This window comes from Trueperaceae bacterium (assembly GCA_036381595.1).
GTDB lineage: Bacteria > Deinococcota > Deinococci > Deinococcales > Trueperaceae > DASVCN01.
In genome coordinates, this window is the sequence record DASVCN010000014.1 from 12878 (window position 1) to 37044 (window position 24167).

The 24167-nt window shown below is 66.3% G+C and carries 20 protein-coding genes; 13 read left to right on the top strand and 7 right to left on the bottom strand.

The window, feature by feature from the left end:
* Positions 1-58: 58 nt before the first annotated feature.
* Positions 59-598: a hypothetical protein gene (locus tag VF168_03715; GenBank protein HEX7003273.1), complete on the bottom strand. Its 540-nt coding sequence runs from the start codon at positions 596-598 to the stop codon at positions 59-61.
* A gap of 74 nt (positions 599-672) precedes the next feature.
* On the opposite strand from VF168_03715, the gene VF168_03720 reads away from it, so the two are divergent.
* On the top strand, positions 673-810 hold the full coding sequence (locus VF168_03720) for a hypothetical protein (protein ID HEX7003274.1): 138 nt from the start codon (positions 673-675) through the stop codon (positions 808-810).
* Positions 811-816: 6 nt separating this feature from the next.
* Here VF168_03720 and dnaG read toward each other — a convergent pair whose 3' ends face one another.
* The 4 genes from dnaG to purU form a co-directional block, all read right to left on the bottom strand.
* On the bottom strand, positions 817-2664 hold the full coding sequence (dnaG, locus tag VF168_03725) for a DNA primase (GenBank protein ID HEX7003275.1): 1848 nt from the start codon (positions 2662-2664) through the stop codon (positions 817-819).
* Positions 2665-2935: 271 nt separating this feature from the next.
* Positions 2936-3520, bottom strand: a complete 585-nt coding sequence (locus VF168_03730; GenBank protein HEX7003276.1) for a pentapeptide repeat-containing protein — start codon at positions 3518-3520, stop codon at positions 2936-2938.
* Between the two features lie 58 nt (positions 3521-3578).
* The gene (locus VF168_03735; GenBank protein ID HEX7003277.1) at positions 3579-4115 is read right to left on the bottom strand and encodes a phosphoribosyltransferase family protein; all 537 of its coding nucleotides are present in this window, start codon (positions 4113-4115) and stop codon (positions 3579-3581) included.
* Between the two features lie 91 nt (positions 4116-4206).
* Positions 4207-5073 (bottom strand): formyltetrahydrofolate deformylase, encoded by an 867-nt coding sequence (purU, locus tag VF168_03740; protein ID HEX7003278.1) that lies wholly within the window; start codon positions 5071-5073, stop codon positions 4207-4209.
* A 111-nt stretch (positions 5074-5184) separates the two neighbouring features.
* Between purU and VF168_03745 the strand changes: the two genes are divergently transcribed.
* From VF168_03745 to VF168_03785, 9 genes are all read left to right on the top strand, one after another.
* Complete coding sequence (locus tag VF168_03745; protein ID HEX7003279.1) at positions 5185-6837, top strand: MATE family efflux transporter; 1653 nt, start codon at positions 5185-5187, stop codon at positions 6835-6837.
* 44 nt (positions 6838-6881) lie between these two features.
* A complete protein-coding gene (ruvB, locus tag VF168_03750) occupies positions 6882-7868 on the top strand; it encodes a Holliday junction branch migration DNA helicase RuvB (protein ID HEX7003280.1) in 987 nt (328 codons plus the stop codon).
* Positions 7869-7960: 92 nt separating this feature from the next.
* Positions 7961-9028, top strand: a complete 1068-nt coding sequence (locus tag VF168_03755; protein ID HEX7003281.1) for a response regulator — start codon at positions 7961-7963, stop codon at positions 9026-9028.
* Positions 9029-9220: 192 nt separating this feature from the next.
* A complete protein-coding gene (locus tag VF168_03760) occupies positions 9221-10540 on the top strand; it encodes an ABC transporter substrate-binding protein (GenBank protein HEX7003282.1) in 1320 nt (439 codons plus the stop codon).
* 45 nt (positions 10541-10585) lie between these two features.
* Entirely contained in the window at positions 10586-11560 is a 975-nt protein-coding gene (locus VF168_03765) for a sugar ABC transporter permease (protein ID HEX7003283.1), read from the top strand.
* Positions 11557-12453 carry a carbohydrate ABC transporter permease gene (locus VF168_03770; GenBank protein ID HEX7003284.1) on the top strand — a complete coding sequence of 299 codons (897 nt, stop codon included), beginning with the start codon at positions 11557-11559 and terminating at the stop codon, positions 12451-12453. Before VF168_03765 ends, VF168_03770 begins: the two co-directional genes overlap by 4 nt.
* A gap of 192 nt (positions 12454-12645) precedes the next feature.
* A complete protein-coding gene (locus tag VF168_03775) occupies positions 12646-13956 on the top strand; it encodes an ABC transporter substrate-binding protein (GenBank protein ID HEX7003285.1) in 1311 nt (436 codons plus the stop codon).
* Between the two features lie 91 nt (positions 13957-14047).
* Positions 14048-15139 (top strand): sugar ABC transporter permease, encoded by a 1092-nt coding sequence (locus VF168_03780; GenBank protein ID HEX7003286.1) that lies wholly within the window; start codon positions 14048-14050, stop codon positions 15137-15139.
* On the top strand, positions 15132-15977 hold the full coding sequence (locus tag VF168_03785) for a carbohydrate ABC transporter permease (protein ID HEX7003287.1): 846 nt from the start codon (positions 15132-15134) through the stop codon (positions 15975-15977). Before VF168_03780 ends, VF168_03785 begins: the two co-directional genes overlap by 8 nt.
* A 54-nt stretch (positions 15978-16031) precedes the next feature.
* On the opposite strand, the gene VF168_03790 is transcribed toward VF168_03785, so the two are convergent.
* Positions 16032-17966 carry an acetoacetate--CoA ligase gene (locus VF168_03790; protein ID HEX7003288.1) on the bottom strand — a complete coding sequence of 645 codons (1935 nt, stop codon included), beginning with the start codon at positions 17964-17966 and terminating at the stop codon, positions 16032-16034.
* Between the two features lie 91 nt (positions 17967-18057).
* Between VF168_03790 and VF168_03795 the strand changes: the two genes are divergently transcribed.
* Positions 18058-19875 carry an ABC transporter transmembrane domain-containing protein gene (locus tag VF168_03795; protein HEX7003289.1) on the top strand — a complete coding sequence of 606 codons (1818 nt, stop codon included), beginning with the start codon at positions 18058-18060 and terminating at the stop codon, positions 19873-19875.
* Positions 19876-19889: 14 nt separating this feature from the next.
* Here VF168_03795 and VF168_03800 read toward each other — a convergent pair whose 3' ends face one another.
* Entirely contained in the window at positions 19890-20309 is a 420-nt protein-coding gene (locus VF168_03800; protein HEX7003290.1) for an OsmC family peroxiredoxin, read from the bottom strand.
* Positions 20310-20473: 164 nt separating this feature from the next.
* On the opposite strand from VF168_03800, the gene uvrB reads away from it, so the two are divergent.
* Complete coding sequence (gene uvrB, locus VF168_03805; GenBank protein ID HEX7003291.1) at positions 20474-22531, top strand: excinuclease ABC subunit UvrB; 2058 nt, start codon at positions 20474-20476, stop codon at positions 22529-22531.
* 79 nt (positions 22532-22610) lie between these two features.
* Positions 22611-24155: a hypothetical protein gene (locus VF168_03810; protein HEX7003292.1), complete on the top strand. Its 1545-nt coding sequence runs from the start codon at positions 22611-22613 to the stop codon at positions 24153-24155.
* Positions 24156-24167: the final 12 nt, after the last annotated feature.

Genomic DNA, 24167 nt, shown 5'->3' on the forward strand with positions numbered 1-24167 from the left:
AGCCGTCCTCTCCGACATCCATGGCAACCTCGCCGCGCTCGAAGCGGTGCTCGAGCATCTATCCCACGAGGAGGTCGACGAGGTGGTGGTGGCCGGCGACCTCGTCAACGGGGCGCCCGACTCGAAGGTCTGCTGGGACCTGATCCGCTCGCTCGGCTACCCGCTGTTGCGTGGCAATCACGAGCGGTACCTGTTCGACCTGGGCACGCCTCGGGAGGATCCGGCGTGGCGAACGGAGAGGTTCGGGCCGGTCAGGTGGGCGGCGCGTCAGTTCGGTTCCGGCGAGCTGGAGGAGATGAGATCCCTGCCTCTCTGCTACCGCCCCGGTGACCACCCGGACCTGCTGGTGGTGCACGCCTCCCCACGAGCCGACGACACCAACGTCCGCCCCTACACTCCCGCTGCCGAGGTAGAGGCGCTCTTCGCGAACAACGGGCTCACCCTGGCCGTACGTGGTCACAACCACATAGCCAATCTGCGTACGCTCGGTGACCTGAAACTCGTCACGGCCGGCTCCGTAGGGATGCCGCTCGACGGCCAGGTCCTCGCCCAGTTCCTGCTGCTGGAACGCAGAGAGGGCGCCTGGCGCTTCGAGCACCGCCCGTTCCGTACGACGTCGACTCCACCGTCCGCCGATTCAGCGAGTCCGGTTACCTGGAAGAGGCTGGTCCTATGGCACGGATGCTCCTGCGGGAGATCGCCACCGCCAGCCATCACATGCTCCCTTTCCTGCGCTTCTGGTATCGACAACCGGAAGGCGACCGGCAACTTTTCGCTGAGGCGGTCGACGCTTTCCTCGAGCTGTACTGACTCGCCTCAGTTCCGCCTCCGCCGCAGGTACCCGGCCGGGACCCGCAGGCGCCGCTCCGCTTCGCGGGCAACCTGCTTGGCGGCGATCTCCTTCAGTTCGGCGTACAACCGCTCGAGCCGCTCGGCTGGCAGGGTCGCGTCGGCCAGCAGCGCCTGGATCTCCTCCATGCGGGCGAGCAGCCTAGTCTGCTGGCTCGACTTCTCGCTGTCCAGGTAGAGCTCGCGCAGTCGCGATAGGGACTTCTCGATGTGACCGTCCACGTCTATCCGCCCCTCGGTGTCGCCCGCCGCCTCTCCGAAGAGCCGTGACCAGACGACGCCCCCTTCGTCCCGTTCCCGATAGTGGAGCAGCACCTGGCGATCGTCGAAGTCACACTCCCGGCAAAGCTCGGCGAACTCACGCAGGAGCGAGTCGGGTGCGGGCGGCAGCGCCATCTCGACCCGTTCGAGCCGGCTACGCAACCGCTCCGGCTCCAGCAACAGCAGGGCGATGATCTCGAGCTCGATGACGACCGTCTGGCTCGCGGTTCCGCCGCGCCGCTTCATGCCCTTGACCTGCGTGTCGTCGAGTCTGCTCCCTCCGCGCACGGAGCCCAGCCAGGCGTCGAGTGCCCGCCCATCCATGCCCAGGCGGTCGATGACCAGCCGGCGCATCTCGCTGGCCACCGGGTCGAACACCGAGCGGGGCCGCAAGGCAGGAAGCAGCTCGTTGAGGATCGCCTTCTGTCCCGCCACGCTCTTCGCATCGTGCTTCTCGATGACGCTGTTGAAGCGGAACTCGACCTCCGAAAGCCCCTCGTCCAGGGCTGCCAGGAACTCCTGCAGGTGACCGCTCATGACCGCATCGGCCGGATCCTTGCCGAAGGGCACCTGCACCGCCCGGACGAGGAACTGCCGGCCCACCGCCTGTTCCAACCCCGACAGCACGGCGCGCTGGCCGGCCGAATCGGCGTCGAACGCGAGGTAGAGCCGCTGGACGTCGAGCCGGCTCAGGTGGTCGGCCTGTTGCGCGGTGAGGGTCGCTCCCAGCGCGGCGACGACATGCTCGACCCCGGCCTGGTGGAGAGCGATGACGTCCATGTACCCCTCCACCACGATGCACTCGTTCCTCTGCCGGATGGAGTTCCGTGCCAGATCGAGCGCGTACAGCAGTTCCCCCTTGTGGAAGATATCGGTCTCGGGGGTGTTCAGGTACTTGGGCAGAGAGTCGTCGAGGACCCTTCCGGCGAACCCGACGACACGACCCAGGGGATCGCGGATCGGGAAGATCACCCGATTGCGGAAGCGGTCGTAGCGACGCCCGCTCTCGTTCTCCGAGAGGAGTCCGGCGGCGAGCAGGTCGTCGTCACGCAGACCCTTGCCCAACCCGTGACGCAACAGGCCGTCCCAGCCATCGGGGGCGAAGCCGAGACCGAACTTGGTTATCGTCTCGTCCTCCAGGCCCCTCTCTAGCAGGTACCTCCTGGCGACGGCCCCCTCCTCCGACGCCAGCTTCGACGTGAAGTAGCCGAGGGCGAGTTCGTTGACGTCGTACAGGTCGTTGCGCCTGCGGTCGCGGGCGCCGGGCGGGGAGACTTCCACGCCGACCCTCTGGCCGAGCGTCTGGAGCACCTCGGCGAACGACATCCCCCGCGTCTTCATCACGAAATCGAAGACGTCCCCCTTCTCCTGACAGCCGAAGCAGTAGAAGAACCCGCGATCGCGGTGAACGTGGAACGACGGCGTCTTCTCGCTGTGGAAGGGGCAGAGCCCCTTGAGCTGGCCGCGGCCGGCCGGCTTCAGCGCGACCACCTCGCCGATCACCTCGGCGATGTCGAGTCGCTGTCGAATCTGCTCTTTGGCGTCACTCGCCACGACCCATCGCCTCCACGCGCTGAACCGGTCACCGGAGGGGCCCGAGGGCCCTACGCCCGCAGGTTACCACGGGCGAAGGCGGATTCCGGATCCGGCGAAAATGCCGTTCTGCACCCTCTCTCTGGGCTTGCTACCAGCTCGTCCTCGGCCCCTTCATGCGGACCCCGCTGTCGGGCGTCACGACCCCTCGCGCCTCGACCCGTTGGCACGGCGGCTCAGAAGGATCGGGGCGGCCTCGAGGACACGTCCCGTCATCGCCCGGGCGCGGGTCTCAGCCGGAGATGCGCACGCCCAGCGCGGTGACGAGGCCGAGCGCCTCGGGCAGGTCGACCCGCATCCCCAGGAGTTTGTTCTCGTAAGGCGACAGCGAGTAGTTCCGGGCGCCCCGCAGGTCGCACTCCCTCATGTCGTTGTCGACGAACCTGGCGCCGACGAAGTCGCTGCCTCCCAGATCGACCTTCCTCAGGTCGCAACCCCGGAACTCCGCCTCGGAGAGCCGGCAGGAGCGGAACGAGCAGGCGCGCAGGTCGCAGTCGATGAAGGCGGCGAGGGAGAGTTCGCAGTTGTCGAACGAAGCGACCATGCCGATGGCGTCTCTACGCAGGGCGCCGAAGTCGACACCGGTGAGCCTGCAGCCGTCGAAGGTAACCGAGTGAAGCAGCGCGTCGGTCAGGTCGATGGTCGAGAGTTCGCACCGTTCGAACGCGCACTCGCTGAAGTGGCTGCCGCGCAGCGAGACCCCTGACAGGTCGCAATCCGCGAACATGCAGTCGCTGAACCTAGCGCCAGCCAGCTCGCCTGGGGGGAGTTCGTCACCGGAGAACCGGCGATCTTCGAAACGACCGGGCTCCGTCATGCCTGCCACCTACCTCGGGCGCTCGACCGCTCGCGAGCCGGCGAAGCCGACACGCAACTCAGCCTCGTGCCGGGAACAGCGGCAAGTGTCCGAGCGCCACGACGTCGTCACGTTCGTCTCCTTCGGTGAACACGACCAGCGTGGCCACCACCTGGCCGCCGATCTCCAGCAGCAGCTCCCGCAGGCCCTCCAGCGTGCCGCCTGTGCTGACGACATCGTCCACTATCGCCACCCGCTTCCCCTCGATCCTGGGGATGTCGCTGCCGTCTATGACCAGGTCCTGAGGCTTTCCCGTGGTGATAGACAGGACAGTCCGTTTGACCGCGCCCACCATGTACGGCTTCTCCGTCTTGCGCGCCACCACGTAGGGGATGCCGGTGATACGGCTGAGGGCGTGGGCGAGCGGTACCGCCTTCACTTCGGGAGTCACCAGCGTCTCTATGCCCTCCGGCATGCACCTGGCCAGTTCCGCGGCCGCCTCTTCGGTCAGTTCGGTGTCACCGAGGAGGTTGAGGAGAGCGACGGAAACGCCGCCCACGTCGACGATCTGCAGCTTCCGCTCGAGCTTCCCGATGCGTACCGTGTGATGTTCCATGTCGTGACTTCCCTCTCGTTTCCCTCCCCCGCCCGAGTCAGCCTAGCCCGAAAGGCGGGTGCGTCGAGGCGGCCCTGCTCCAAGACCACACCTACTCGAAGACCACCGTCTTGTTGCCGAACACCAGGATGCGGTCCTCTATATGAGCAGCGACGGCTCGGGCGAGCACGGTCCTCTCGATCTCCCGGCCCACCCTGGCCAAGTCGCTCACCGACTCTCGATGCGAGACGCGGTGCACGTCCTGTTCGATGATCGGGCCCTCGTCGAGTTCGTCGGTGACGTAGTGCGCGGTCGCACCGATCAGCTTCACCCCCCGCTGATAGGCGTTGCGATATGGGTTCGCGCCCACGAACGCCGGCAGGAACGAGTGGTGGATGTTGATGATGCGCTCGCGCCAACGCTGCACGAAACCGGGCGAAAGGATCTGCATGTAGCGAGCGAGGACGATGTAGTCGACCTGTCCGTCGAGCAGTTCCAGCATCGCCGCCTCCTGCTTAGCCTTCGTCTCCTTGCTCACCGGCAGGTGGTGGAAGGGGATGCCGAACGACTCGACTGTGCCGCGAAGCAGCTCGTGATTGGAGATGACGAGCGGGATGTCGACCTCGAACTCACCGCTTCGCTGGCGCCAGAGCAGTTCCAGCAGGCAGTGCTCGTACTGGCTCACCAGCACCGCCATCCGCTTCCGCTGGTCGGCGTAGGAGATGCGCCACTCCATCTCGAACGGCTTGGCGACGACCTCATCGAACGCCTTCTCGAGTTGACTGCGACCGAGGTCGAGCCTCTCGAGGTGGAAGACCATGCGCATGAAGAAGGTGCCGCCCTTCGGGTCGGTCGAGTGCTGCGACGAGTCGAGCACGTTGGCGCCGTGGGTGTAGAGGAACTGCGAGACGGCGGCGACGATGCCACGCCGGTCGGGACACGAGATGAGGAGTCTGGCGGTGTTGGCGCGCTCACTCACGAAGGGATCACGAAGGTGAAGCTTACCCGATGGACGGCTTGCGGCAGAAGGTTCGCGGGGGATGTGGCCAGGCCGTCCTTCCGCTCCCTGGGCCGGCGGTAGAGTGCTCCGGTGCGATCCTTGCCTCCCAGGACGAGAAGGGTGTTCGGTCAGGTCTGGCAGCTGGCGCTGCCCGTCATCATCGCCAACATGCTGCAGAGCCTGGTCAACGTCGCCGACGTGTTCCTGGCGGGCCGACTCGGTCCGATCGAGATCGCGGCGGTGGGGATGGGCACCAGCGTCCGGATGCTCGTGCTGGTGGGGATCATGGCCATCACAGCCGGCTGCATGGCACTGGCGGCGCAGGCTCGCGGAGCCGGCGACGACGAAGAACTGAGCCTGGTCACCCGCCAGTCGCTCTCGCTGGCCGTACTGCTGTCGGTGCTCCTGAGCGCTATCGGCTTCTTCGGCGCCGAACCGATCCTCCGCTTCCTCAACTCGGGCGGCGATCCGCGCGCAGTTGAGCTGGGCACCGACTATCTGCAGATCCTCTTCGCCGGCACCATCTTCCTGACCCTGAACTTCACCATCAACTCGCTCATGCAGGGAGCCGGAGACACCGTCACACCGCTCTACATCTCGGGTGGGATGAACGTGTTGAACGTGCTCTTCAGCTCGGTCCTGATGTTCGGCCCGGGCCCCCTCCCGGCCCTCGGCGTGAGCGGAGCTGCCTTCGGAACCGTACTCGCCCGGGCGTTCGCCGTGGTTGCCGGCATCTCCCTCTTCTACTCGGGCCGCAACGCCGTGCGTATCCTGCCGGGCAGCTACCTCCCCAACACCGACATGTTCCGCCAGATCCTCTCCATCGGGGTTCCTTCCGGCGCGCAGGGCATCGCCCGCAACGCGGCTCAGATCATGGTGCTGAGGATCGTCACCTCGACTGCCGCCGGGACCTACGGGGCGTCGGCTCTGGCGATCGGCCTGCAGGTGGAGTCGCTCGCCTTCATGCCCGGGCTCGCGGTGAGCGTCGCCGCGACCAGCCTGGTGGGCCGCTCGCTCGGCGCCTGGCAGGTGGAGGAGGCGCGTGAACGCGGCAACGCCGCCGTCGCGCTGGGCGCCCTCCTGATGGGAACCCTCGGGCTGCTGCTGTGGATCTTCGCGACCCCCCTCGTGCGCCTGTTCGACCCCAGCGCCCACCCCACCGTCATCGCGGCCGGAACCGCTTACCTGCGCATCAACGCCCTCTCACAGCCGATCCTGGCTGTGGCCATGGTCGTCAACGGCGGCCTCCGGGGAGCCGGGGACACCCGACCGCCCCTCGTCGCGACGATCGTGGGAAGGTGGCTCGTCGTCGTACCGCTCGCATACTTTCTCGCCCTGCAGCTGGGCATGGGGGTAAACGGCGTCTGGTGGGCGCTCTTCGCCGGCACCTGCATCCAGGCGGTCTACGTCGCGGCTCGGTGGCTCAGCGGGAAGTGGCTCCAGGTGGGGCTCCGCAAGTCGAGGCTCTACCGAATCCACCTGCGCCACCTGCCCGAAGAGGAGCAGCGCCGCTTCCTCTACGAGGTGAAGGCTCCGCTGATGGCCTCGGGAGCGACACGCGAACGGGTGGAAGAGGAGGGGGTCGTCTACCAACTGCCCAGCGGACGGGTGCAGCTCGCTTTTGACGGATCGTATCGGGTGGTGAGCGGCCACGAACTGCTGCCGGAGCCGGGCGCGGACTCCGGATCCGATGAGCTCGCCGAACCCCGCCCGGCAGTTGCCGATCGTCGGCCGGCGGGCTAGAAACCCCACTCCGGGTCGGCGGAAGCCCGTGATACCTTGGAGCCGTGGAGGACGGCGCCCTCAGGCCAACTAGACTCGACGAATACGTTGGGCAGGAGAAGCTGAAGGCGAAGCTGGCCGTCTACCTGGAGGCCGCGCGGAGTCGCGGCGAACCCCTCGATCACGTGCTCCTCTACGGTCCCCCCGGATTGGGGAAGACGACCCTGGCCCACATCATCGCGGCCGAGATGGGCGTGGGCATCCGTGTCACCTCGGGGCCGGCCATCGAGAAGCCGGGGGACCTGGCGGCCATCCTCACCAACGCACTGGAGGATGGCGATGTCCTCTTCATCGACGAGATCCACAGGCTGGGGCGAGTAGCCGAGGAACACCTCTACCCGGCGATGGAGGACTACAAGATCGACATCGTGCTGGGCCAGGGACCGGCCGCTCGCACCATCCGCCTCGACCTGCCCCGCTTCACCCTGGTGGGGGCGACGACCAGGCCGGGCCTGATAACCGGTCCGATGCGCAGTCGCTTCGGTATCCTCGAGCACCTCGAATACTACAGCGACCAGGAGCTGGCGCTGGGAGCGGCCCGAGATGCCCGGCTCCTCGGCTTCCGGCTCAGCGACGAGGCCGCGCTGGAGATCGGCCGGCGCTCACGGGGCACCATGCGCATCGCCAAACGGCTCTTGCGGCGGGTACGGGATTACGCGGAAGTAGCCGGCGACGAGATGGTCGCGTTGGAGCGGACACGGGCGACCCTCGACGAGTTGGGCATCGACTCGATCGGCCTGGACCGCCGAGACCGCGCCATCCTCGCCAGCATGATCGAGAAGTTCGCGGGAGGACCGGTTGGCCTGGACACGCTGGCCACGGCGGTGGGAGAGGACCGCAATACCCTCGAGGAGGTGCACGAGCCGTATCTCATCCAGCGTGGCCTGGTCCAACGCACTCCGCGGGGCCGGGTCGCCACCGATCGCGCCTACCGTCACCTCGGGCTGCCCACCCCCGCCAGGGGCGGCCTCTTCCCTCTCGAACCTTCCTGAGCCTCGCCCGATGAACCGTACTCGTGAACGGCACGGCATGAACGGGCGGCATGAACGGCACGACATGAACGGCACTGAATGAACGGCACTGCATGATCGAAGGAAGCCTCCGCAACCTCCCCCTCACCGACGTCTTCCAGGTGGTGGCGACCTCACAGAAGAGCGGAACCCTGAGCCTGATCCGCGGTCGGCGCCACGCCCGGGTGCTGTTCGACGCCGGGCGTATCACGTACGCCCACCTCACGCCCGGCGTGCACCTCGCCGAGATCCTGGTGAGGATGGAGCTGGTGACCGTTTCCGAGATGCTCACCCTACTCTCCCAGCAGAAGAAGGAGAGGTCGTCTCTGCCGCTGGGAAGGGCCGCGGTCGCGGCCGGCTACCTCGACGAGGAGGGCCTTCGGAACGCACTCGAGCGGCAGGTCCTGGAGGTGCTCAGCGAACTCCTCAGCTGGAGGACCGGCAGCTTCTCGTTCGGCGAGCAGATCGACGAAACGCTGGAGGGTCCCGAGGTCAAGGGGTTCGACGCGATGATGCTGCTCATGCAGGTGGCTCAGGAGCAGTCCGGGTCCGAAACCGACTCGGCGCAGCCGAGCGCCATCTACCAGCAGGTGGGCGACCCGACCAAGGTGGAGATGTCTGCTCCTGAGTGGGAGGTATTGACGGCGGTCGACGGCCGCCGCAACGCCATCTCGGTAGCAGCCGAACTCGACCTGCCCGAACGGCGGACCTACAGACTGCTCAGGGACCTCGAGCAGAAGCGGGTGGTCGCTCTCAGCCCGTTCAACATCGAAGTGCCACTGGTCCTGCTCGTCACCCCCTCCAACGCCCACGGCCGTCTCCTGAGGCTCTTGCTCGCCAGAAGCCGGGCCCTCCCCCACATCGAGTGGGAGCAGTCGGCCGCTCTCGAGTTCCTCGAGGCTCATCATCCGCGAGCGGTGATCGTCGACGATCACGGCAACAACGGTTGGGACTTCATCCGCGATCTGCGGCGCCTGCCCGCCAAGGCACACCTGCCGGTCGTGGCTCTGGTCCCTGCCGGTTCCGAACGTCGCGCAGCCGGGCGCGCCCGAAGGGTCAAGGCGCTGATGCTGCCGAAACCGTTCCAGGAGCTCGAGTTCCAGCAGCTGCTCGGGCGGATGGTGGGGTCGGCGGCTAGCTAGGTCGGCACACCGCCTAAGCCTCAGAGACGCCGCTCACAACGGCGCCGCTTCTTGCGGGCCCCGACGGCCCCTGCTATAGTTCGTCTACTCAATCGGCCGGTAACCGTCGCTGTTCGACGGCGGTGGCGCCTCCTGCGGTGGGAACGTAGGGTTGCGGCCGTTTTGACATCCATCGAAGAGGAGGGGATAGAGATGAAACGAATCGTGCTCATGCTGGTGGTCTTCACGATGTCGCTGGCGCTCGCCCAGGGGGAGCTACGGACCCCACAGGAGGCGGCGCTGGAGGCGGCCGGGGGCGAGCAGATCGGCGGAACGGTTTCAGTACTGGGAGTCTGGGGCGGCAGCGAGCAGGAGTCGTTCCTCGAGATGGTCGCCCCCTTCGAAGAGGCTACCGGGATCGACGTCGAGTACACCGGTACCCGTGACCTCAACGCGGTGCTCTTCACCCGGGTCGAGGGCGGCAATCCGCCCGACCTCGCCGGCCTGCCGGGACCCGGGCAGATGGCGCAGTTCGCCAGGGCAGGTGAGCTGGTGGACCTGAGCAGCGTGCTCGACATGGAGACTTTCGGCGAGAACTACGCTCAAACGTGGGCCGAGCTGGGCAGCGTCGATGGCACCCTCAGCGGCATCTTCATCAAGGCCGCGGTGAAGGGCCTGATCTGGCACAACGTGAACCAGTGGGAGGAACAGGGCTGGGAGCACCCGGAGACCTGGGACGAGATGATGCAGCTCTCCCAGCAGATCGCCGAGGAGACAGGCACCACTCCCTGGTGCGTAGCGGTCGAGAGTGGCGCTGCGAGCGGCTGGCCCGGTACCGACTGGATCGAGGACATCGTCTTGCGCCAGGCCGGACCCGAGGCGTACGACGCCTGGTACCAGGGCGAACTCGCCTGGACGTCGGACGAGATCCGCTCGGCGTGGGAGACCTGGGGCCAGATAGTCGGAGACCAGCAGATGGTGTACGGCGGCCCCGCCACGGTCCTCACCACCAACTTCGGACAGGGTGGCAACCCCCTCTTCACCGACCCGGTAGGTTGCTACATGTTCCATCAGGCCAGCTTCATCACCTCCTTCTTCCAGGAGTCGTTCCCGGACCTGCAGCCCGTGGAGGACTACAACTTCTTCGCCTTCCCGAAGTTCTCCGCGGACGCCCCGCAGAGCGTGGAGATGGCCGGCGACCTCTTCGGCATGTTCAACGACACGCCTCAGGCGCGTGCGCTCATCAACTATCTCGTCACTCCCGAAGCCCAAGCGATCTGGGTCGAGAACGGCGGCGCCATCTCGCCCAACCAGGCCGTGCCGCTCGAACTCTATCCGGACCCGATCAGCCAGCAGACAGCCGAGTTGCTGACCAGCGCCGAGGTCGTTCGGTTCGACGCATCCGACCTCATGCCCGAAGCGATGAATAACGCGTTCTGGGAAGCGATCCTCGAGTTCATCCAGAACCCGTCGGGCCTCGACGGCATCCTCGAGAACCTCGATTCCGTCCAACAGGACGCCTACGCTCAGTAGCTGAGCGGAGCCTGGCGGGGCGCGCGCCCCGCCAGGCCACTTGCCATGTTCGAGAGCAGGCTGTTACTCGCGCTGATCGTCGTCGTCGGGGTTCCCCTGGCGACAATCGCCTACGTCTGGCTCGTCGAAAGGCTGGTCGGGCTCCTGCCCGACCGCACCCGTGACGGCATCAGACCGTGGCTGTGGGTGGCCCCCGGGATCCTCCTGCTGACCGGTTATCTCGTCTACCCTACCCTCAACACCCTCTATCTGAGCTTCCTCGACGCCAACTCGACGGAGTTCGTCGGGCTGGCCAACTACCGTCATATCTTCACCGACGACAGCTTCATCACCTCGCTGCGTAACAACGCCCTGTGGCTGGTCTTCCTCACCGCCTTCACGGTAGGGTTCGGCCTGCTCTTCGCGATACTCTTCGACAAGGTCCCTTACGAGGCCGCCGCGAAAGCGCTCATCTTCCTGCCGATGGCGATCTCCTTCGTGGCCGCCGGCGTCATCTGGAAGCTCATGTACGACTTCCAGCCTCCCGGCCGACCGCAGACGGGGACCCTCAACGCGATCACAACCAGTCTGGGGGGCGATCCGGTCGCCTGGCTCCTCAACCAGCCCTGGAACAACTTCTTCCTGATAATCGTCGGCGTCTGGGTCTGGACGGGTTTCGCCCTGGTGATCCTCTCAGCCGGCCTCAAGGGTATCCCTGCCGAGATCATCGAGGCGGCCAGGGTGGACGGCGCCACCGAGTGGCAGACCTTGACCCGGGTGACGATCCCGATGATGGGCTCGACCATAGCGGTCGTGGCCACGACGATGATCATCTTCGCGCTCAAGGCGTTCGACATCGTCTACGTGATGACCAGCGGGAACTTCGGGACCGACGTCATCGCGAACCGGATGTACGAGGAGATGTTCAACATCAACCACTTCGGCAGGGCGGGAGCGATCGCGGTGATCCTGCTGCTCGCCATAGTGCCGATAATGTTCTTCAACATCAGGCGCTTCCGAGAACAGGAGGCGATGAGATGAAGTCGACCCAGGCGATGGCGATGCCGCGCAGCGAGAGCCGTACCCGGCCGCGAACGAACCGGTTCCTTCGGCGCATTCCGCTGCACGCCATAATCGTCTTCCTGGTGCTCGTCTGGTCGGTGCCGACGATCGGCCTGCTGGTCAGCTCCTTCCGACCGGCAAACCTCGTCACCACCACCGGCTGGTGGACCGCTTTCGTGCCCCCCTGGAACTTCTCCCTCGATCTCTACCGGGAAGCGCTGACCGCCAGGGGGATGGGGCAGAGCTTCGTCAACAGCCTGTTCATCAGCATCCCGGCTACGGTCATCCCCATCATGATCGCGGCCTTCGCCGCCTACGCCTTCTCCTGGATGCGGTTCCCCGGCCGGAACATCCTGTTCGTCTCGGTCGTGGGTCTGCTGGTCGTGCCCCTGCAGACCACCCTCATCCCGGTATTGCGGCTCTACAACGAGCTGGGGCTCACGGGAACCTTCACCGGCATCTGGCTGGCGCACGCCGCCTACGGACTCCCTTTCGCGGTCTACCTGCTCCGCAACTTCTTCGGCACCCTGCCCAGAGACATGCTCGAATCGGCGTTCCTGGACGGAGCCTCCCCGTTCACCGCATTCTTCTACCTGGCTCTGCCCCTTTCGGTGCCGGCCATCGCCTCGCTGGCGATCTTCCAGTTCATGTGGGTGTGGAACGATCTCCTGGTGGCGCTGATCTACCTGGGAGGCGCGCCCAACGTGGCGCCGATGACGGTGACCATCGCCAACATGACGAACTCCCTGGGCGGAGGCTGGCAGGTGCTCACCGCAGCGGCCTTCATCTCGATGATGCTGCCGCTGCTGGTCTTCTTCACCCTTCAGCGCTACTTCGTACGCGGCATATTGGCGGGATCCGTCAAGGGCTGAGGAGCCGCGAACTAGCGCCCTCCCTCTTCATGCAGCGCGGCAGGACCGTTGCAGACGCTCCTGCCGCTTGCTATAGTCGAACCACTCAAAACGACTGGAGCGCTTCCGTCCGGAACGGAACTCTTGGGCCTATTTGGCACGGTCTCCCGTGTCGCTTTGAGCCGGGGGGAATACGGAAGAGAGAGGTGCAAGATGAAGCGATGGTTCTTCGCAGCAGCGCTCGTCCTGGGCGGTGCGGCCGTGGCGCAGCAGGACGTCACGATCACCTGGATGGGTGGATCGAACGCCCCCGCGCAACAGTTCGCCGCGGCGAGCGCCCAACGGTACATGGACGCCAACCCGCACACCATCAACGGTACCGAGTACAACGTGACCATCGAGTTCGTTGCCGGGCCCGAGAGCACGACCGACAGGCTCAGCCTCTACCTCCAGTATTTCGAGGCGCAGTCGCCGGAAGTCGACCTGATGAACATCGACGTCATCTGGCCCGGAGACCTCGCCGCCCACCTCGTCGACCTCTACCAGTACGAGGGGTTCGAAGAGGCGGTCGAAGCCCACTTCCCGGCGATCGTCGAGAACAACACGGTAGACGGTGAACTCGTAGGTATCCCGCTCTTCACCGATGCCGGCCTCCTTTACTACCGCAGCGACCTGCTCGAGGAGTACGGCTACGACGGTCCGCCCTCTACCTGGGACGAGCTCGAGGAGATGGCCCGCACCATCCAGGAGGGTGAGCGCGAAGGCGGCAACCAGGACTTCTGGGGTTTCGTCTGGCAGGGCAACGCCTACGAGGGCCTCACCTGCGATGCGCTCGAGTGGGTCGCCTCGCACGGCGGCGGCACGATCATCAGCCCCGACGGCGTCATAACCATCAACAACGAGCGCGCCATAGCCGCCATCGAGCGGGCGGCCGGCTGGGTGGGAAGCATCTCGCCCGAGGGCGTAACCGGCTTCCTCGAAGAGGATGCCCGTGGAGTCTGGCAGGCCGGAAACGCGGCCTTCATGAGGAACTGGCCGTACGCCTACGTACCCGGCCAGGACGAGGCCAGCCCGATCCGAGGCAAGTTCGGCGTGGCCCCGCTGCCCGCCGGCGAGGGCGGCAGCCCCGCGGCCACACTGGGCGGCTGGCAACTCGCAGTCAACGCCTACAGCGACAACCCTGCCGTTGCCGCGGACGTCGCCCTGCACCTCACCAGCTACGAAGAGCAGGTGCGTCGAGCGATCGAGGTCTCCAACCTGCCGACCATCGAAGCCGTATACGAGGACCCCGAACTCCTCAACTCCGAGGTTGCCTGGTTCGCCGACCTGCTGCCCGTTTTCCAGAACGCGGTGGCCCGGCCCTCCACGGTTACCGCCCCGCAGTACGGCGAGACATCGCGCATCTTCTTCACGGCGGTCCACGACGTGCTGACGGGCCAGGAAGACGCCGGCACGGCGCTGGCGATCCTGGAGCTCGACCTGATGGAACTCCATCCCGACTTCGAGGTTGGGACGCCGGAGTAGCTGCCATCCGCTGACTAGCTTCGCGCCGGGCGGGCAAGGTCTCGCCCGGCGCAACTGGTAGGGCGACGCCCTGCCGCTCAGGAGGTTGTGAATGGCTCAGAGTCGGATCGGCATGGCGCCTGCGAGTCGCGGCGCCAGGAAGGGATTGCGGCTGGCGGCACGCGAGGAGCGGATGGCGTGGCTCCTGCTGCTCCCCTCGGTACTGCTGCTGCTGACCGTGGCGCTCTTCCCGCTGGGCCGGGTCTTCTACTCGAGTTTCACCGACGCCCGCTTCGCAGCCGCCGGCTCGCAGGAAGTGAACTTCGTCGGCATGAGGAACTACCGCGAGCTGCTCAGCTTCACCCTGCGTGAACTGCCCTACCAAGTGGATGCCGACGGCGTCCGCCGGTACGACCACCCCCGCCTCTTCCTGCGCCGCCTCGACACCAGCATGTCCTACGACGAAGTGGTCACCTTCGACCTGTTCGGCACCCGCTACGTACTGGGAGCGGTCCGGCCCGAGTTCGTGCGGTCGGTCATCGACACGGTCATCTTCACCGTCGTTACGGTCTCGCTGGAAACGATCCTGGGCATGATAGTCGCACTCGCGCTCGCCGCTAAGTTCTTCGGCAGGAACGCGATGCGAACGGCGATGCTGGTGCCGTGGGCGATCATCACCGTGGTGTCGGCCCGCATCTGGGAGTGGATGTTCCGCTCCAACCGCTCCGGCTTCTTCAACTCGCTGCTCGACCGGCTGGGGTGGGGGGACGGGAACACCGGCTTCCTCACCGAACCGGCGCTTCAACTGCCTTCGATCATCGCCATCGACGTCTGGAAGACCACGCCTTTCATGGCGTTGCTCCTGCTCGCCGGGCTGTCGGTCATCCCCAAGGAACTGTACGAGGCGGCCGAGGTCGACGGGGCATCCCCGATCCGGCGCTTCTTCACGATCACCCTGCCACTGGTCTCCCCTACCCTCGCCGTGGCCCTCGTGTTCCGCACTCTGGACGCGTTGCGGGTGTTCGACCTCTTCCAGGTGGTCTTCGGCGAGAGGCGCTTCTCGATGGCCAGCTTCGCGCAATACACCCTCGTGGCGAACCGCGACGTTGGCCTCTCCTCGGCCGCTTCGGTGGTGATCTTCCTGATTATCTTCATCTTCGCCATCATCTACATCCGGGCTCTCAAGGTGGACAGCGGTGACTAGGAAGCAGCGCAGGATAATCGGTCAGATAGGCTTCTACCTGCTCATAGGAGTCATCTTCGTCTACCTGATGTTCCCCTTCTACTGGGCGACGATCTCGGCCCTGAAGACGGAGAACGAACTCATCCGCACGCCCGCGACCTACTTCCCGATCGACCTCACACTGCAGAACTTCATGGCGGTGCTCAGCAACGAGCGCTTCCTGAGGGGTATCCTCAACAGCCTCATAGTCGCCAGCACGGCAACGGTACTAAGCCTGCTGGTGGGCTCGTTCGCAGGCTTCTCGCTGGGCAAGATGCGTTTTCGCGGCCGCAGCCCATCCCTCTACGCCATCCTGGCGATGACGATGTTCCCCCAGGTGGCAGTGCTCGCTGGCCTCTACGCCGTCATCCGCATCCTCTCCATGCCGTCGCTGGTGAGCCTCGTGCTCTCCTACCTGGTGTTCACCCTGCCGTTCACGATCTGGGTGCTCACCGCCTTCTTCAAGGGCCTGCCCAGCTCGCTCCTGCAGGCTGCCCAGGTCGACGGCGCCACCTTCATGCAGACCTTCTGGCAGGTGCTCCTGCCGCTGACGGCTCCAGCGCTGGTGACCACCGGGCTGCTGGCTTTCATAAACGCCTGGAACGAGTACCTGTTCGCCCTCACCTTCACCGCCACCGACCCCGACGCTCAGACGGTGCCGGTTGCCATCGCGAACCTGAGCGGACGGGTGGCACGTCAGGAACCCGTGGGCGAGATCATGGCCGCTGCCCTCATCGTCACGGTCCCGCTGGTCGTCCTGGTGCTGGTGTTCCAGCAGCGGATAGTGGCCGGCCTCACCGCCGGAGCCGTGAAGGGCTAGCTCCCCGACTCCTACGGTCGCCCGAGTCGAAGGGGCCCGGGCGCCCTTCTCACCTCACAGTTCCGCCACCGTCCGCTCGATCTCGTCGAGCGCCTCCGGGTTGGCTATCACCTCACGGTTCGGCACCGACTGCCCGTTCACGACCCTAGCCACGGCGATCTCCATCGATTTGCCGCTACGCGTCCGAGGCAGCTGCGAGACGGGGATCACCCTCCTTGGAACGTGACGGGGACTGGAACGAGCGCGTATCTCCCGCCTGATCTTCTCGACCAGGGCGTCATCGAGTTCCACGCCGGACCCTAGGACCACGAACAGCCAGATCGACTCGTCGCCGTCCACGCGCTTGCCGACCGCCGCCGCCTCAACCACCTCGGGCACCGCCTCCAGCGGCCGGTAGATCTCGGCAGTGCCGATGCGCACGCCGCCCGGGTTGAGGGTAGCGTCGCTGCGCCCGTACACCACGACGCCCCCCTCTGGCGTCACCTCGATGAGGTCGCCGTGGTGCCAGACCCCCTCGTAGCGCTCGAAGTAGGCGCTCCGGAAACGCTCGCCACCCTCGTCGTTCCAGAAGCGGAGCGGCATCGAGGGCAGCGGTTGGCGGCACACTAGCTCGCCCGGCTCTCCCACCACCGGCTGGCCCTCCTCGTCGAAGGCGGCCAGGTCGACGCCCAGGCCGGTAGCCTGGATCTGCCCCGGGTAGACGGGTAGCGTCGGGACCCCGAGCATGAAGCAGCTCACGATGTCGGTTCCACCCGAGATGGAGGCGAGGTGTACGTCTTCCTTGACGTTCCGGTAGACGTACTCGAAGCCCGACGGAGAGAGTGGCGAGCCAGTGGAAGCCACGGTGCGGAGGTGCGAGAGATCGTGGCTGGCGGGATCGATGCCTCGTGACTGAAGGGTGTGGAGGTAGCGGGCGCTGGTGCCGAAGAAGGTGAGACGGTGCCGCTCTGCTTGTCGCCAGAGGACGTCCAGGTCGGGCCAGCCCGGCGAGCCCTCGTAGAGGACTGCCGTCGCGCCCTGGGCCAGTACGGACACCAGCCAGTTCCACATCATCCAGCCGCAGGTGGTGAAGTAGAGGACCCGGTCGCCCTGGCGGATGTCGCTGTGCAGCCTGTGCTCCTTCCAGTGGCTCAGGAGCGCTCCGCCCGCTCTGTGGACGATCGCCTTGGGCAGTCCGGTGGTGCCCGAAGAGTAGAGGACGTAGAGCGGATGGTCGAACGGCAGCGGGTCAAGCTGCGGCTCGCCTCCTGCGCCTAGCCACTCCTCCCAGCCGACCATCCCATCGGGAACCGTCTCCTCGCCGGGGTAGGGCAGAACCACCGGGCGTTCGAGGCCGAGCGAAGCGGCAAGGTCCCGCACCACCCCGCTCACGTCGAACCGTTTCCCACCGTACCGGTAGGCGGGCGACGCGAAGAGCGCCTTGGGCCGCACCTGGCCGAAGCGTGCCCGAGACGCATCCAGACCGAAGTCCGGGGAGCAGCTCGTGAAGACAGCCCCCAAGCCGGCGCAGGCGAGCAGGACCACCACCGTCTCGGGCACGTTCGCCGCGTAGGCGGCCACCCGGTCGCCGGCCCCGACTCCCGCCTCCTTCAGGGCGGCCTGGGTGCGGGCTACGACCTGCCTGAGTTCTGCGTAGCTCACGCTCCTCTCGGAGCCGTCCTCGGCAAGGGCCAGCAGTGCGGTTCGCGACGCGTCGTCGAGGGCCGACGGGTAGAGGAGAGCCTTCGCGTAGTTGAGCGTCCCTCCTTCGAACCAGCGGGTGTGTGGCATCGGCTCGTCGCCCACGGCCCGTACCGGGTTCGTATCGAACGTCACTGCCTCCCGGGCCAGCATCATCCAGAACTCTTCGGGGCAGGCGACCGACCACTCGTGAAGGTCGAAGTAGCCACTGAGTTCGCGGCCCGCGCGCTCGGAGGCCCTCCGCCTGAATCCGTCCATGAACGACCGCCGGACACGCTCTTCGCTGGGCCGCCAGATCGGTTCTGCCACGTCGATTCTCCTTCCGGTAACCGGATTCTAGCCCGCCTCCGTCGGCTGGCGGGCAACGACGGCACGGCAACCTGGGGTCGTAGACTGTCGTGTGTTTCGTCCCAGCCGCCTTCGCCCTGCAGTGCCGGCAGCCGGTGAACGACAGCGGTTGGACGTCGGAGAGCTGAGGCGGCTCTTCACCCTTACCGGCCCGTACCGACCGCAGTTGATCGTGGGGATCGTCGCCGTGGCGGTGGCCGGACTGCTCACGCTCGCCCTCCCGCTGCTGGCCCGCAACCTCTTCAATAGCGCGTTCGCCGCCAGGGGCGCCGTCCAGCGAACCGCCGACCTCGATCTCATCGCCCTGACGCTCCTGGGACTGTTCGTCCTCCAGGCGGTGTTCAACTTCCTGCGGGTCTACATGCTCGGACTCGTGGGCGAGGGTGTGGTGGCCGACCTGCGCAAGGAACTGTACGGTCACCTGCTCGACCTGCCGGTCCCTTTCTTCGACTCGCGCAAGACGGGCGAGATCACCTCGCGGCTCACAGCCGACGTCGCCACGGTTCAGGCAGCGGTGTCGCAGGGCGTGGCCCAACTCGTCAACCAGGCGGTCACCCTCCTCGGTGCAGCCGTATTCCTGCTGGTTCTTAACGCCAGGCTCACCCTCGTGATGCTCGCGGTCATCCCCCCGGTGATAATCGCCGGCGCGGTTTTCGGTCGCCGGTTGCGTAGCATCAGCGCCCGTTTCCAGGACCGCGTGGCCGAAGCAAACGCCGATGCCGAGGAGGCGCTGGCGGGTATCAGGGTCGTGAAGGCGTTCACCGCCGAGGAGCTCGAGCGGGAGCGGTACGGCAGGTCGGTGGACGGCTCGTTCCAGCTGGGCCGGGCACGAGCGATGGCCCGGGCGCTGTTCGTGCCCTCGATAATCCTTGCGCTGTTCGCCGGCATCGCTCTCGTGCTCTGGTACGGCGGCCGCCAGGTGGTCGTGGGCCACCTCGCCCCCGGCGACCTGGTGGCGTTCCTCCTCCTGACTATCTTCGTCGCCGGATCGGTCGGAACCTTCACTACCCTCTACGGTCAGCTCCAGGAGGCGGCCGGCGCCTCGCGCCGGATCTTCGAACTGCTGGACGAGGAGGGCGAGGAGCTGGGCCGGGCGGCGCGGCAGAAGCCTGCCGCCAGCGGTCGCGTCGCCTTCGAAGGCGTTTCGTTCACGTACCCCGGGCGCGGCGAAGGGATGGTGCTCGAAGGGATCGATCTGGTGGCCGAAGCCGGCGAGGTGATCGCCCTCGTGGGCCCTTCGGGGGCCGGCAAGAGTACCCTCGTGTCGCTGCTGCCCCGCTTCTACGAACCGCTGGCCGGACGAATCACGATAGACCGCCGCGACCTGCGCGAGATGGAGCTGCGCGAGGTCCGCGAGATGCTGGCGATGGTGCCGCAGGAGACCCACCTCTTCTCCGGCACCATCCGCGAGAACATCCGCTACGGCCGGCCCGGCGCCAGCGACGACGAGGTGATGGGAGCGGCGTCGGCGGCCAACGCGCTCGAGTTCATCGAGGAGTTCCCGGACGGCTTCGAGACGACCGTGGGCGAACGAGGTCTCAAGCTGTCCGGGGGTCAACGGCAGCGCATCGCCATCGCCAGGGCGCTGCTCAAGGACCCGCGGATCCTGATCCTCGACGAGGCGACCTCGTCACTCGACAGCGAGTCGGAGGCCCTGGTGCAGGCCGCGCTCGAACGGTTGATGGCCGGGCGCACTACCTTCGTGATCGCCCACCGGCTTTCGACGGTGTTGCGTGCCGACAGGATCGTCGTTCTCGACCGGGGGCGGATCGTGCAGCAGGGAACCCATGCGGCCCTGCTCGGACAACCCGGGCTCTACCGCGATTTCTACCAGCGTCAGTTCGACGTGGAGACGATCAGAGGTGGCTGAACCGTCGCTCGGGCCTAGACCAGTTTCGCTTCCAACCTCACGTCGGGGACCGCCAACGCTCGCGACACCGGGCACCCCTTCTTGGCCGCTTGCGCCTGCTCCTGGAAGGCGCTCTCGTCGATCCCCGGCGCACTGACCTCGGTGTTCAGATCGATACGGGTGATGGCGAAGCCCTCGGCGCCTTTCTCGATGTGAACCTTCGCGGAAGTGCGGACCTCTTCGGGCGCGTGACCGGCTCTCTCCAGGTTGCCTGACAGGGCCATCGAGAAGCAGGCGGCGAAAGCAGCCCCGATCATCTCCTCCGGGTTCGTGCCCTCCCCCTCTTCGAATCGCGACGGGAAGGAGTAGCGGCCCTCGAAGCCTCCGAATGATGCGGTTCCCTGGCCCTCTCGCAGGCCGCCGCGCCAGATCGCTTTCGCAGAACGTACAGGCATGATCGCTCCCTTCCGGTCCGCGGCTGCGGACCAGCACAGCTCCCAGTGTACTGAGGCGGGGCCCCTCCGCCCTGCAGTGTAGCGAGGTTTTCGGCCGTTCCGCAGGCCGGCTACTGTAGCCGCTCATGAGGCGGCCGGGCCGCGGAGCGGCATAGAGTGAGGGAATGCCACTCGAGGTTCACGCGCCTTACCAGCCGCAGGGAGACCAGCCGCAGGCGATCGAGAAGATCTGCGAGGGCCTCGACGACGGGCTCCGCTATCAGACCCTGCTGGGCGTTACCGGTTCCGGGAAGACGCACACGATGGCGCGAGTCATCGAGAAGATGCAGCGGCCCGCACTGATCCTGGCGCCGAACAAGATCCTCACCGCGCAACTCGCTGCGGAGTTCAGGGAGTACTTCCCCACCGCCGCGGTCGAGTTCTTCATCTCCTACTACGACTACTACCAGCCCGAGGCGTACGTCCCGGCCCGCGATCTGTTCATCGAGAAGGACGCCAACATCAACGATGAGCTCGAGCGGCTGCGGCACTCCACCACCCGCAGTCTCCTCACCCGTCGGGACGTGATCGTCGTCGCCTCGGTATCGGCGATCTACGGCTTGGGTTCGCCGGACACCTATCAGCAGCTCAACATGATCCTGCAGACCGGCAAGGCTATAGGCCGCGACGAGATCCTCGAGCGCCTCGTCACCCAGCAGTACGAGCGGAACGACATCGAGCTCGCCCCCGGACGGTTCCGCGCCAAGGGTGACGTGATCGAGGTGTGGACCGCCTACGAAGAGGAGCCGCTGCGCATCGAACTGTGGGGCGACCAGATCGACCGGCTGGTGATGATGGACCCGATCACCGGCAGCGAGCTGACGGAGCTGGAGTCGGTCACCGTGTTCCCCGCCAAGCACTACGTCACCCCCTACGAACAGCTGGCGCCGGCGATCGAGCAGATCGAACACGACCTGAAGGACCGCCTCGCCTTCTTCGAAGGAACGGGCAAGCTGCTGGAGAAGCAACGTCTCAACGAACGGGTGCGTTACGACCTCGAGATGCTCCGCACCCTGGGATACTGCTCCGGCATCGAGAACTACTCCCGCTACCTCGACGGCCGCACCCCGGGACAGCCCCCGAACACCCTGCTCGACTACTTCCCCGACGACTTCATCACCTTCACCGACGAGTCCCACGTGATGCTTCCGCAGATCCGCGGCATGTACAACGGGGACCGGGCCCGCAAGCAGACGCTGGTCGACTACGGCTTCCGCCTGCCCGCCGCGCTCGACAACCGACCCCTCACCGATGACGAGTTCTTCGACCGGGTCGGTCAGGTGGTCTTCGTCTCGGCCACCCCGGCCGACCTCGAGCTGAAGCTATCCGACCAGGTCGCCGAACAGGTGATCAGACCTACCGGCCTCGTCGACCCGAGCGTTACCGTCAAGCCCAGCAAGGGTCAGATCGACGACCTCATCTTCGCCATCCGGGGGCGGGTGAAGGCCGGCGAAAGGGTTCTGGTCACCACCCTCACAAAGAAGATGGCCGAGGACCTCACCGAGTTCTTCGCACAGCAGGGGATCCGCGTGCGGTACATGCACTCCGATATCGACGCCCTGGAGCGCCAGGTGATCATCCGCGACCTGAGGCTTGGGCACTTCGACGTCCTCGTGGGCATCAACCTGCTTCGTGAAGGCCTCGACCTGCCCGAGGTCTCGCTGGTGGCCATCCTCGACGCCGACAAGACCGGCTTCCTGCGCAGCGAGCGCTCTCTCATCCAGACGATCGGCCGCGCGGCCCGCAATGTCAACGGCGAAGTGTTCCTGTATGCCGATGCCGTCTCCGAGGCGATGCAGGCGGCGATCGACGAGACCGATCGGAGGCGGAGCAAGCAACTCGCCTTCAACGAAGAGCACGGCATCACCCCTGAGACGATCCGCAAACGGGTGCACGAGGTAATCCGCGAGTCGAAGGATCCGGCCGAGGAGGTGAAGCTCGCACCCTGGGAGCGGGAGCTGGTCCAGGACGATCTGCGGCAGCAACTCGCGGTCCTCGAGAACGAGATGTGGCAGGCTTCCGAAGCGCTCGACTTCGAGAAGGCCGCCGCTATCCGCGACCAGATTCGCGAGGTCGAGGCGAGGCTCCAGGGCAGGGAGCTGAGCCTGCCGACGCTCCCCGGGCGCGGTCGAGGCGAGGAGAAGCGTTCGAAGAGCGGCAAGGAGAAGGGAATTCGGGCCTGAGCCCGTGGGGCGCTCCCACTGACGCTGGTAACGGCCTGCAACCTTCGCGGCACCTCCGCGCGGGTATACTTCTCGGGCTGTGACAGTCTTGTCCCCGAGATCGTTGCTTCTGCTCGCGGCGCTCCTGTCGATCCTCGGCGTTCCCGCCCTCGCGCAACCGTACGCGGCTGGCGGCGGCTTCGACCGACCCGTGGAGATCGCCCGGACACACGGGACGACCCGGGTCGACCTGGCCGGTTCAGGCGGCAGCGCCACTCTGTACTGGTCGGACAACAGCGGCATCTACTCGCGGGAATTCCCCGGGACCGGCGAGACGGTCCAGATCGTCGAAGGTCGCGGCGTCCGCGAACTGGCCTCCGCCGAGGTCCACGGGAGTGCGGCGGTTGCCTGGGCCAGGCGTGCGCTCACCAGCACCGAGACCGAACACTGGGTGCGCTGGAGGGGTGAGGAGCGGATGATGCTGGAGGCGCACCAGCCCTACCACCTCAGCCTGGTCGAAGCTCCCTCCGGACCGGCTCTGTTGATCGCCCGATTCGAAGACGAAGCCGGCGCTAACGTACTCAGGCTGATGAGCTGGAACGGCGACAGCACGGTGGTGAGACGCAGCGACATTTCACTGGTGCAATACGTGGCCCGGTTCGACGAGCAGGGCGTCGCCCACGTCGCCTGGCTCGAGGGCTTCACGCATCGCGGCGCTGTCCTGGGGCCGTCGGATGAGTGGCGCGCTTTCGTAACGACCGTTCAGCCGAACGGACAGGTGGGACGGGCGGTCGAACTGGGACTCGCCCGCTACCAGGGCAACGAGTCGGAGGTGGCGATCGAGCTCACCCCCGAGGGGGTCCGGGTGCTGTGGCCCGGTCCCGACGGAGAGGTCCTCTACGGCGGCCCCGGAATCGAAACGGTGAACGTGGGCCGAGGCTCCCCCGTTGGCATCTCCAGCGACGGCGGAATCTACTGGGCCGGCGATTTCTCGATCCGCCGCCGATTCCTCCCATCCGGTGAAGAGCCTGTGAACGTGAGCTGGTCGCCCACCACCATCACGCGTGGAGAACTGGTAGAGACCGGCGGTTCGCACTTCCTCGCCTGGTACGGGCCCACCGTCGGCGGTCTCCGCGTCGTCTACGGCGCAACCGACGCGACACCCTTCCGGCCGGGTCTGCGGGACAGGGTGGCAGCCGCGATGGGGTGGAGTCCGTGGAACTTCTGGGAGGCGTTCGCCGGCCAGCTCCTCGGCGCGCTCTTCGCCGGAGTGCTGATAGCCATGGTCCTCTCACCACTGCTCTGGGCAGTGGCCGCGGCGATGGTTCGACTGGAGGCAGCCGCCAACTCGACGATCTCCGGCATCTCCGTGGGGGCCGTGACCCTGCTGGCGATGCTGGCATTCGCCGCGCTGCGCAGCCGGCTACCGCAACCGATCCACTCCGCCCTCTTCGGTTCGGTGCCGGAACTGGTGATCACCCTCACCCTGGCGGCGCTCCTGACCTGGGCGTTGCGCAGACGTACCGACAGCGAGCAGCTCATCGGGGTGCTGGGGAGCGCCTGGCTGTTCGTCTTCCTGGGCACGTCCACACTCGCCTTCATCACATTCCAGGCATGGATGGAGTATTGGACCAGGGTCACCTGATCACCGCCGGTC

Bases quoted from the DNA above. Each gene is read 5' to 3' on its own strand.
- VF168_03775 (HEX7003285.1), top strand. From the start codon at position 12,646: ATGAAGCGATGGTTCTTCGCAGCAGCGCTCGTCCTGGGCGGTGCGGCC.
- VF168_03770 (HEX7003284.1), top strand. From the start codon at position 11,557: ATGAAGTCGACCCAGGCGATGGCGATGCCGCGCAGCGAGAGCCGTACC.
- VF168_03765 (HEX7003283.1), top strand. From the start codon at position 10,586: ATGTTCGAGAGCAGGCTGTTACTCGCGCTGATCGTCGTCGTCGGGGTT.
- VF168_03760 (HEX7003282.1), top strand. From the start codon at position 9,221: ATGAAACGAATCGTGCTCATGCTGGTGGTCTTCACGATGTCGCTGGCG.
- VF168_03800 (HEX7003290.1), bottom strand. From the start codon at position 20,309: ATGCCTGTACGTTCTGCGAAAGCGATCTGGCGCGGCGGCCTGCGAGAG.
- uvrB (HEX7003291.1), top strand. From the start codon at position 20,474: ATGCCACTCGAGGTTCACGCGCCTTACCAGCCGCAGGGAGACCAGCCG.
- VF168_03730 (HEX7003276.1), bottom strand. From the start codon at position 3,520: ATGACGGAGCCCGGTCGTTTCGAAGATCGCCGGTTCTCCGGTGACGAA.
- VF168_03780 (HEX7003286.1), top strand. From the start codon at position 14,048: ATGGCTCAGAGTCGGATCGGCATGGCGCCTGCGAGTCGCGGCGCCAGG.
- VF168_03755 (HEX7003281.1), top strand. From the start codon at position 7,961: ATGATCGAAGGAAGCCTCCGCAACCTCCCCCTCACCGACGTCTTCCAG.
- VF168_03720 (HEX7003274.1), top strand. From the start codon at position 673: ATGGCACGGATGCTCCTGCGGGAGATCGCCACCGCCAGCCATCACATG.
- VF168_03735 (HEX7003277.1), bottom strand. From the start codon at position 4,115: ATGGAACATCACACGGTACGCATCGGGAAGCTCGAGCGGAAGCTGCAG.